General features: G+C 73.6%; 8 protein-coding genes and 1 pseudogene. 7 read left to right on the top strand and 2 right to left on the bottom strand.

The genetic code is table 11. The annotated features are described in order from the left end of the window. Positions 1 to 186 precede the first annotated feature (186 nt). Genes ETD83_RS35945 through ETD83_RS35920 form a run of 6 tightly spaced genes read left to right on the top strand, consistent with a single transcriptional unit; the run spans position 187 to position 6899 of the window. Complete coding sequence (locus tag ETD83_RS35945; RefSeq protein ID WP_230421405.1) at positions 187 to 954, top strand: GntR family transcriptional regulator; 768 nt, start codon at positions 187 to 189, stop codon at positions 952 to 954. A gap of 48 nt (positions 955 to 1002) precedes the next feature. Beyond that, the gene (locus tag ETD83_RS35940) at positions 1003 to 1230 is read left to right on the top strand and encodes a 4Fe-4S dicluster domain-containing protein (RefSeq protein ID WP_067884863.1); all 228 of its coding nucleotides are present in this window, start codon (positions 1003 to 1005) and stop codon (positions 1228 to 1230) included. A gap of 11 nt (positions 1231 to 1241) precedes the next feature. Next, positions 1242 to 2654: an ABC transporter substrate-binding protein gene (locus ETD83_RS35935; RefSeq protein WP_138649665.1), complete on the top strand. Its 1413-nt coding sequence runs from the start codon at positions 1242 to 1244 to the stop codon at positions 2652 to 2654. Beyond that, positions 2651 to 3427, top strand: coding sequence for an ABC transporter permease (locus tag ETD83_RS35930; protein ID WP_138649664.1), 777 nt, complete (start codon positions 2651 to 2653; stop codon positions 3425 to 3427). Before ETD83_RS35935 ends, ETD83_RS35930 begins: the two co-directional genes overlap by 4 nt. Beyond that, complete coding sequence (locus ETD83_RS35925; protein ID WP_138649663.1) at positions 3424 to 4194, top strand: ABC transporter ATP-binding protein; 771 nt, start codon at positions 3424 to 3426, stop codon at positions 4192 to 4194. The genes ETD83_RS35930 and ETD83_RS35925 overlap by 4 nt, the downstream gene beginning before the upstream one ends. After that, positions 4194 to 6899, top strand: a complete 2706-nt coding sequence (locus ETD83_RS35920) for a fumarate reductase/succinate dehydrogenase flavoprotein subunit (RefSeq protein WP_138649662.1) — start codon at positions 4194 to 4196, stop codon at positions 6897 to 6899. The genes ETD83_RS35925 and ETD83_RS35920 overlap by 1 nt, the downstream gene beginning before the upstream one ends. Here ETD83_RS35920 and ETD83_RS35915 read toward each other — a convergent pair. Together ETD83_RS35915 and ETD83_RS35910 are read right to left on the bottom strand one after the other, a co-directional pair. Then, positions 6883 to 7641 carry an adenosylcobinamide-GDP ribazoletransferase gene (locus ETD83_RS35915; protein WP_138649661.1) on the bottom strand — a complete coding sequence of 253 codons (759 nt, stop codon included), beginning with the start codon at positions 7639 to 7641 and terminating at the stop codon, positions 6883 to 6885. The genes ETD83_RS35920 and ETD83_RS35915 overlap by 17 nt on opposite strands. Next, positions 7638 to 8582, bottom strand: coding sequence for a bifunctional adenosylcobinamide kinase/adenosylcobinamide-phosphate guanylyltransferase (locus tag ETD83_RS35910; protein ID WP_138649660.1), 945 nt, complete (start codon positions 8580 to 8582; stop codon positions 7638 to 7640). The genes ETD83_RS35915 and ETD83_RS35910 overlap by 4 nt, the downstream gene beginning before the upstream one ends. A gap of 64 nt (positions 8583 to 8646) precedes the next feature. Here ETD83_RS35910 and ETD83_RS43130 point away from each other — a divergent pair. Further along, a pseudogene (locus tag ETD83_RS43130) lies at positions 8647 to 8935 on the top strand (hypothetical protein); the annotation flags it as partial.

Genomic DNA, 8935 nt, shown 5'->3' with positions numbered 1-8935 from the left:
AGGAGGTGTCTGAGGGTCTCGTGGGCTCGGAGATGTGTAAAAGAGACAGCCTCGGGGGGGCTCGGGGGGGGCGGAACGCCGCGGGGCGGGCGCGGCGCCGCAGGTGGGGCGGGGTGCGGGCGACGTTCCAGGTGGCGGAGCGCAACCTCTATTCACCTATTCCGATTGATTTAGTAGGTTATGGGCGTGACCAGGAGCGACTTCACCGCCGGGGCCCTGCCGCTGGCCGACGCCCGGCGGCTGCGGGCCGACCGCGCCCGGCAGGTGGCGGACGTGCTGCGCCGCCAGGTGCTCTACGGCGAGTTCCGCAGCGGCGCGCTGCCCTCCGAGGCCGAGCTCGTCCGGGAGTTCGGCACGTCCCGCAACACCGTCCGGGAGGCGCTGGACCTGCTGCGCGCCGAGGGCCTCGTCGAGCGCTGCCCCGGCGTCGGCACCCTCGCCGTCGCCGAGAAGTACCCGCACGGTCTCGAACGGCTCCTCGGGCTCGCCGAGACGCTGCGCGAGCACGGCGAGGTCGCCAACGAGGTCCGCACCACCGGGCTGATCACGCCGTCCCGCGAGATCTCGGCCCGGCTGCGGCGGCCACCGGGGGAGCCCGTCGTCTACATCGAGCGGATCCGGCGGCTGAACGGGCTGCCGCTCTCCCTCGACCTCACCTACATCGCCCGCGACCTGGGGGAGCCGCTGCTCGCCGAGGACCTCGCCCGCAACGACATCTTCGTCCTGCTCGAACGGATCGCGGGGCAGCCGCTCGGGCTCGCCGAGGTCACGCTCGAGGCCGTCAACGCCGACCCGCACTCGGCCGCGACCCTGGACGCCCCGCGCGACGCCGCCCTGCTGATGCTCGAACGCCTCACCCATCTCGCCGACGGCCGCCCGGTGGACCTTGAGTTCATCCGGTTCCGCGGCGACCGCATCGCGATGAGCGGCACCCTCCGCCGCACCCACCCCTGACTGCTGCGCCTGCCCCTTTCGTGTGCCTCCCCCCTTACAGGAGAACTCATGTCCCTTGTGGAGCACCGCGCCGACGTCCCTGTGACGGTGGACGAGGCCCTCTGTATCGACGGCTGCACGCTGTGCATCGACGTCTGCCCGCTGGACGCGCTCGCCGTCCACCCCGAGACCGGCAAGGCCTACATGCACGTCGACGAGTGCTGGTACTGCGGCCCGTGCGCCGACCGCTGTCCGACCGGAGCCGTGACCGTGAACATGCCGTACCTCCTGCGCTGAAGGACGCCACCATGAGAAGGATTCTTGCTTTCGGTCTCGTACCGCTGCTCGCCGGCTGCACCGTCGCCGGGAACGCCTCCTCCGGCGGCGGGTCCGGCCAGATCGTCGTGGGCTACCAGTCGAAGACCATCAACACCGTCACCGCCGGGACGCTCCTGCGCTCGCTCGGCTTCTTCGAGAAGCGCCTGAAGGAGCTGGACGGCAAGCACTCCGTCGTCTGGCGCGACTACGACACGGGCGCGCCGATCACCGCGCAGATGCTCGCCGGGAAGATCGACATCGGCTCGATGGGCGACTACCCGCTGCTGATCAACGGCTCGCGCGCGCAGGCGCAGGGCGGCGACGCCGAGACCCAGTGGGTGTCGGTGACCGGCTACAACCTGCGCGGATCCCTGAACAGCGTGGTCGTCGCGCCCGGCTCGAAGGCGAAGACGCTGCGCGATCTGAAGGGCGAGACCGTGTCGGCGAGCGTCGGGTCCGCCGGGCACGGGACGTTCGTCCAGGCGGCGCGCAAGTACGGGCTCGACCCGGCGAAGGACGTGAAGGTCGAGAACCAGCAGCCGACCGTCGGCGCGTCCGCCCTCCAGGCGGGTGCCGCCGCCGCCTTCGCGCAGTTCGTCGCCTGGCCCGGCCTGCTGGTGAACAAGGGCCAGGCCAAGCTGCTCTACGACGGCGGTGACCTGAACGTGCCGACCTTCCACGGCGTGGTCGTCCGCAAGCAGTACGCCGAGGAGAAGACCGAGATCCTCCAGGCGTTCCTCCGCGCGCAGATAGACGCGACCAACTATCTGCACGCGCACCCGCTGGAGGCTGCGGAGTCGGTGGCGTCGACGACTGGCCTGCCTGTGGAGACCGTGTACCTCTACAACGGCGCGGGCGGCGTCGCCACGTTCGACCCGACCATCAAGAAGGAGTTGCGGGCCGCGTTCGTCCAGGACGTGCCGTTCCTCAAGTCGATCGGCGTCATCCAGACGCCGCTGAAGGTGGACCCCTTCGTCAACGACGCCTACATAAGGAAGGCGGTCGGCGCGTCCTACGACCAGCAGGCCGCTTCCACGGTGAACCCTGCCGCCATCACCGGGACCGACGCCATCTGCAACAAGAAGGTGGACGATCCCAAGACCGCGGGCGAGGTGTGGGTCAAGGGCGAGCCCAAAACGCGTCCTGTCGCCGACGCTGTCTGCCTTCTGAAGAATGTGCGCGCGCTGCAGGGAGAAGGCAAGCAGATCAGGGCCGCGTACATCCCGGACACCGCCGCCGGCACCCGGTGGTTCGCCGACAAGGACATCTGGGTCGAGGACCCGTCCGCGAAGGCCGCGGAAAGGTTCAAGCCGTTCGCGACCCCGGAGGGCGCGCAGAAGTACGTCTCCGCCCACTCCGGCGCGAAGGTCGTCCCGTACGGCGAGGCGGTGCGGCGCGCATGAACGGTCTGCACCGCTGGCCCGTCAGGGTGGCGTCGCTGCTGGCGGCCGTGGCGGTCTGGCATCTGGCGACGGCCGCCGACCTGCGGCTCTGGGTGCGGTTCGACCGGTTCCCCGGCCCGGTCGAGGTCGTCCGCGAGTTCGGCCGCCAGGTCGAGCAGGGGCAGTTCTGGCAGGACGTCGCGCAGAGTCTCGTCCGGATCCTCTCCGGCTTCGCTCTCGCCGCCGTCCTGGGCGTCGCGCTCGGCGTCGCCACCGCCCGCTCCCGGTGGGCGGGGGACCTGCTGCAGCCGCTGTTCGAGGTGGCCCGCCCGATCCCCGCGATCGCGCTGGTGCCGGTCGCGATCCTGCTGTTCCCGGCGAACGAGCAGGGAATCGTGTTCATCACGTTCGCGGCGGCGTTCTTCCCCGTCCTGGTCAGCACCCGGCATGCCGTGAAGGCGCTCCCGGTCGTCTGGGAGGACGCGGTCCGCACGCTGGGCGGCGGGCGGTGGCGCGTCCTGGTCCGCGTCGTCCTGCCGGGGGTGCTGCCCGGCGTGTTCGGCGGCCTGTCCATCGGCATGGGCGTGGCGTGGATCTGCGTCATCTCCGCCGAGATGATCTCCGGCGACTTCGGCGTCGGCTACCGGACCTGGCAGGCGTACACGATCGTCGACTACCCCGGCGTGCTCGTCGGGATGGCCACCATCGGGCTGCTCGGCTGGCTCACCTCCGCGTCCGTGGAGCTGGCCGGACGCCGCCTCACCCGGTGGCTGCCAAGGGAGGAGCGGTCATGAGCGGCGAAGCGCAACGGCGGGTGTGGGGGGTCGACCCCCCACAGGGAGCAGGGCGGGGCCTCTCGCTGCGGGCCGAGCGGGTGACGCTCGGGTACGGCGGGCGGGCGGTCGTCCGCGGGCTCGACCTGGACGTGGCGGCGGGCGAGATCCTCGTCGTCGTCGGGCCGTCCGGGTGCGGGAAGTCCACGCTGCTGCGCGCGTTCGCCGGGCTCCTCCCGGCCGTGTCGGGGCGCGTCCTCGCGGACGGCGAGCCGGTCGGGGGCGCGTCCGCCGACCGGGCGCTGATGTTCCAGGACGACGCGCTCCTGCCGTGGCGGACCGCCCGCCGCAACGTGGAGCTGGCCCTGGCGCTGCGGGGCGTCCCGCGCCGGGAGCGCCGCGCGGCGGCGGAGCGCTGGCTCGGGCGGGTGGGGCTCGGCGACGACGCCGGGCGGCTTCCGCGCGAGCTGTCGGGCGGGATGCGGCAGCGCGTCCAGCTCGCCCGGACGCTCGCCGCCGGGCCCCGGGCGATCCTCATGGACGAGCCCTTCGGCGCCCTGGACGCGCAGACGCGCGCGTCCATGCAGCGGCTCCTCCTGGACGTTCTGGCCGACGCGCCCGCGACGGTCGTGTTCGTCACCCACGACGTCGACGAGGCGCTGCTGCTCGGCCACCGCGTCGTCGTGCTCGGCCCGGCCGGTGTCGCCGCCGAGTTCGCCGTCCCCGCGTCCCGCGACGCCGTGCTCGCCGCGCTCGGGGCCGGCGACCAGCTGAAGGAGGCCGTCTGATGGAGATCCCGTCCGCGGCGGATCGCCGCGAGCTGAGCTGCGACGTCCTGGTGATCGGGGGCGGCACCGCCGGGACGATGGCCGCCATCACCGCCGCCGAGCACGGGGCGTCCGTGCTGCTGCTGGAGAAGGCGCACGTCCGGCACTCGGGCGCGCTCGCCATGGGCATGGACGGCGTCAACAACGCGGTCATCCCGGGCAAGGCCACGCCCGAGGACTACGTCGCCGAGATCACCCGCGCCAATGACGGCATCGTGAACCAGAGGACCGTCCACCAGACGGCCACGCGCGGCTTCGCCATGGTGAAGCGGCTCGAACGGTACGGCGTGAAGTTCGAGAAGGACGAGCACGGCGAATACGCGGTCCGCAGGGTTCACCGGTCGGGTTCGTACGTCCTGCCCATGCCGGAGGGCAAGGACGTCAAGAAAGTGCTCTACCGGGTGCTGAGGCAGCGCTCCATCCGGGAGAAGGTGCAGATAGAGAACCGCGTCATGCCGGTGCGCGTCCTGACGTCGGACGGACGAGCCGTAGGGGCCGTGGGCTTCGACACCCGCAGCGGTGAGTTCGTCACCGTCTCGGCCGGGGCGGTGATCCTGGCGACGGGTGCGTCCGGCCGTCTCGGACTGCCCGCGTCCGGCTACCTGTACGGGACGTACGAGAACCCCACCAACGCGGGCGACGGCCACGCCATGGCCTACCACGCGGGCGCCGAGCTCAGCGGCATCGAGTGCTTCCAGATCAACCCGCTCATCAAGGACTACAACGGGCCCGCGTGCGCCTACGTCGCCAACCCGTTCGGCGGCTACCAGGTCAACGCCGACGGGACGCGGTTCGTCGACTGCGACTACTGGTCGGGCCAGATGATGGCGGAGGTCAAGCAGGAGATCGACTCCGCGCGCGGCCCCATCTACCTGAAGCTCACCCACCTGCCGGACGAGACCCTGACCGCGCTCGAAGGCATCCTGCACACCACCGAGCGGCCGACGCGCGGCACGTTCCACGCGGGACGCGGCCACGACTACCGCACCCACGACGTGGAGATGCACATCTCCGAGATCGGGCTGTGCGGCGGGCACTCCGCGTCCGGCGTGTGGGTGGACGAGCACGCCCGCACGACCGTGCCCGGCCTGTACGCGGCGGGCGACCTGGCCTGCGTCCCGCACAACTACATGATCGGCGCGTTCGTCTTCGGGGATCTGGCGGGCGCGCACGCGTCCGCCCACCTCGGCCCCCGAGCGGGCTCCCGCGCGGCGCTCCCGGAGGATCAGATCCGGGCGGCGCACGAGCTGATCTACCGCCCGCTGCGCAACCCGGACGGGCCGCCGCAGCCGCAGGTCGAGTACAAGCTCCGCCGGTTCGTCAACGACTACGTCGCGCCGCCCAAGACGCGGGCGAAGCTCGACATCGCCGTCGAGTCGTTCGCCCGCATGGAGGCGGAGATCGCGGGCATGGGCGCGCGGACCCCGCACGAGCTGATGCGCTGCGCGGAGGTCACGTTCATCCGCGACTGCGCGGAGATGGCCGCGCGCTCGTCCCTGACCCGCACCGAGAGCCGCTGGGGCCTCTACCACGACCGCGCCGACCTGCCCGAACGCGACGACGCCGCGTGGATGTACCACCTCAACCTGCGGCGCCGGGACGACGGCGCGATGGAGTTCGTGAAACGTCCGGTCGCGCCGTACCTGGTGCCGGTCGAGGAGTTCACCGTGCCAGGGCCCGGGGCCGGGCCGGTCGTGCTGACCCCGGCGCCCGCCATGTCGTTCGCCGCCGTGCCCGCGTCTCCCGCCGGCGCGGCGCGTCCGGCGATGGCGATCGGGCGGTCGCCGCGGCTGCTCGAACTCCAGGAGCTGGCCGAGACCGGGCCGGGCGTCGGCGCCATCGCCCCGTACCTCGCCGACCCCGACCCGAAGGTGCGGCGCGCGGCCGTCGCGACGCTCACCGAGGTCGCGCCGGACGGCGTCGCCGGCGCCCTGGCGAGCGCGCTCGCCGACGCGCACGGCTCCGTCCGGCGCGCCGCCGCGACCGCGCTCCGCGAGCTGGTCGAGGTGCTTCCCGCGACGCCCCCCGTGCGGGAGGAACTCACGCCCGCCCTCCGGAGCGAGGACGCGATCGTCCGCGCCGCCGTCCTGGACGTGCTCCGGGCTCTCCGGCTGGGCTCCCAGGCCGTGTTCGAGGACGCGCTCCGCGACGCCGACCACCGCGTCCGGCTCCAGGCCGTCCGGGGACTGGTGGCCCACGACGCCGCGGACGAGGTCGCACGAGCGGCGGACGACGCGTCCCGCGAGGTCAGGATGGCGGTGGCGCACGGCCTCGGGACGATCGGCGACCCGGCGGCGGCCGGGGCTCTCGGCGGCCTCATCGGCGCCGCGGACGACCTGGTCAGGGCGGCGGCCTTCGAGGCCCTGGCGGGGATCGGCTGCCCGCATCCGCTGGACCTCACCGCCGTCGGCGCCCTGCACGACCCGGCCTGGCAGGTCCGGACGGGCGCCGTGCGGGGGCTCGCCGCCGCGTCCGCCGACGTCGCGTCCGACCCGCTCGTCAAGGCCCTGGACGACCCCCACCTGGACGTCCGCAAGGCCGCCGTGATCTCGCTGACCGCCTTCCGGGACGTCGCGGCCGTGCGGGACGCCCTGAGCAGGGCCCAGGACGACCCGGACGCCGACGTCCGCGCCTACGCCCGCCACGCCCTCAGCGAAGCGCCGTGAGGGCGATCAGCGCGGCCGTCGTGGCGGTCTCGACGAGAGCGCCGAACACGTCGCCGGTCACGCCGCCCAGCCGCCGCACGGCGTGGCGGAGCAGCAGGAGCGCGGCGGCCAGCGCGACGATCACGGCCGCCACGGCGTGCAGGGCGCCGCCGAAGCCTCCGGTGCCCGCCCCGGCCGCCGCGACCGCCACCAGGACGACGGCCGTGACCACCAGCGCCGCGCGGGCCGGTACAGCGCCCGCGACCAGCGCGCCGAGACCGTCCGGGCGCGCGGCCGGGACGCCGGCGCGGCAGGCCCACGGCAGGGCGAGGCGGCCGGCGACCGCCGCGACGATCACCGCGACGGCCGGGTCCGGGGCCGTGGCCAGGGCGGAGACCTGGATCAGCAGGGTCAGCATCAGGGCGACGACGCCGAACGGCCCGATGTCGGACCGCTTCATGATCGTCAGCGCCTCGGCGGCGGGGCGGCCGCTGCCCAGGCCGTCCGCGAGGTCCGCGAGGCCGTCCAGGTGCAGCGCCCGGGTGATCGCCGCCATGGTCGCGACGGCGAGGGCCGCCGCGACCAGGCCGTCCAGGCCGAGCAGATCGCCCGCCAGCAGGGCGAGCGCCGCGCCGCCGCCCACGATCAGCCCGACGGAAGGCGCCAGCAGCATCGCCGCCCGCGCCGTGCCCCGATCCACCCGCTCCGATCCCACCGGGACGACGGTCAGCAGCGTGACCGCCAGCCGCAGCCCGGCGATCATCCGAGCTCCAGGACGCGTCCCGCGACGACCAGCGCCGCCTCCTCCGACTCGGCCGCGAGCCGCTGGTTGAGGCCGCCCAGCACGTCGCGGAACGCCCGGCCGGACGCGGTCGCCGGGACGAGCGCCAGACCGACCTCGTCGCTCACCGCGACCACCCGCGCCTCCGTACCGCGCCACGCCGAGACGAGGTCGTCCAGGTGCGGCTGTGCGAGGGAGGGGTCGTCCCATGCGGCGGCTTCGTCCATCACTGCGGCGAGCCACGTGCCGATGCCGTCCACGAGGACCGCGCCTGTCTCGCGCTTCAGGACGCCTACGAGATCGGTCGTCTCGACGGTCCGCCACCATGCAGGACGGCGAAGCCGATGGGCGGTGACGCGTTCCGTCCATCCCGGGTCGTCGTCACGCACCGGCCCGGTCGCGACGTAGAGAACGTCCGGGCAGGCGGCCAGGCGGAGTTCCGCCTCGGCCGACTTGCCCGACCGCGCCCCACCGAGCAACAGGGTCCGGTGCGGGCCGTGATGGGGGCGATTCCAGAACGCCATGCGCCGCTCAAGCTCGCCCGGTGATGGAACGCGGTGGTCGACGTGGATCGCCACGACCTCCGTCCTGGCCGACACCGCCCCGACATGGCGCAGATACCCCAGATGCTCTGGGGAACCGGCCAGGTCCAGCAGGACGGCGTCGTACTCCACCCCGCCCACCGGCTCCGGCCTCGTCCCCGGACCGGACGCGACCAGCGCCCGTCCTCCGCGAGCGCCGCGCACGTCGAAACCGCCGGGGACGTCCGTCCGGGAGCAGTCCTCCAGCGGCACGCCGTCGATGAGGGCGCCCACCGGCTCATGCCGGACCCCGGCGGCGCGCAGCCGGTTGCAGGACGCGCACCGGCACCCCGCTACGGGCCAGCCGTCCGGAGCGGCGATGCCGCGAAGCTCGATGTCCATCTCGACCCGAACTCTACGGTTACGCTCGCCTGGAAGGATCACGACGTCCCGTCAGGAGGTCCAGGTGGGCTACCCCCCGAACACGCCGTGGCAGGGCGGACCGGGCCAGGGCGCGCGTCCGCCCCACGGTGCGCAGCCGCCCTACGGCCCGCCGCCGGTCCCGCCGAGCGGCCCGCCGCCCGGTGGTCCCGGCTGGCAGCCCGGCCCGCCCGGCCCGTTCGGACCGCCGCCTCCCGGACGCAAGGGCGGGGGCGGCCTGGCGATCGTCCTGATCGGCGGCGGTCTCGTCCTCGTACTGGCCTTGGTCGCGGTCGTCTTCCTGGTCGTCCAGCGCGACGAGGGCGCGGACGAGG

Origin of the sequence: Actinomadura soli (genome assembly GCF_005889715.1) — a bacterium.
In the GTDB taxonomy this organism is placed as follows: Bacteria; Actinomycetota; Actinomycetes; order Streptosporangiales; family Streptosporangiaceae; genus Spirillospora; species Spirillospora soli.
This window is presented reverse-complemented; position numbering and strand designations above follow the sequence as displayed.

What these genes read in the sequence shown, in the direction of transcription:
- ETD83_RS35940 (WP_067884863.1), top strand. Translation starts at nt 1,003, where the DNA reads ATGTCCCTTGTGGAGCACCGCGCCGACGTCCCTGTGACGGTGGACGAG.
- ETD83_RS35935 (WP_138649665.1), top strand. Translation starts at nt 1,242, where the DNA reads ATGAGAAGGATTCTTGCTTTCGGTCTCGTACCGCTGCTCGCCGGCTGC.
- ETD83_RS35930 (WP_138649664.1), top strand. Translation starts at nt 2,651, where the DNA reads ATGAACGGTCTGCACCGCTGGCCCGTCAGGGTGGCGTCGCTGCTGGCG.
- ETD83_RS35925 (WP_138649663.1), top strand. Translation starts at nt 3,424, where the DNA reads ATGAGCGGCGAAGCGCAACGGCGGGTGTGGGGGGTCGACCCCCCACAG.
- ETD83_RS35920 (WP_138649662.1), top strand. Translation starts at nt 4,194, where the DNA reads ATGGAGATCCCGTCCGCGGCGGATCGCCGCGAGCTGAGCTGCGACGTC.
- ETD83_RS35915 (WP_138649661.1), bottom strand. Translation starts at nt 7,641, where the DNA reads ATGATCGCCGGGCTGCGGCTGGCGGTCACGCTGCTGACCGTCGTCCCG.
- ETD83_RS35910 (WP_138649660.1), bottom strand. Translation starts at nt 8,582, where the DNA reads ATGGACATCGAGCTTCGCGGCATCGCCGCTCCGGACGGCTGGCCCGTA.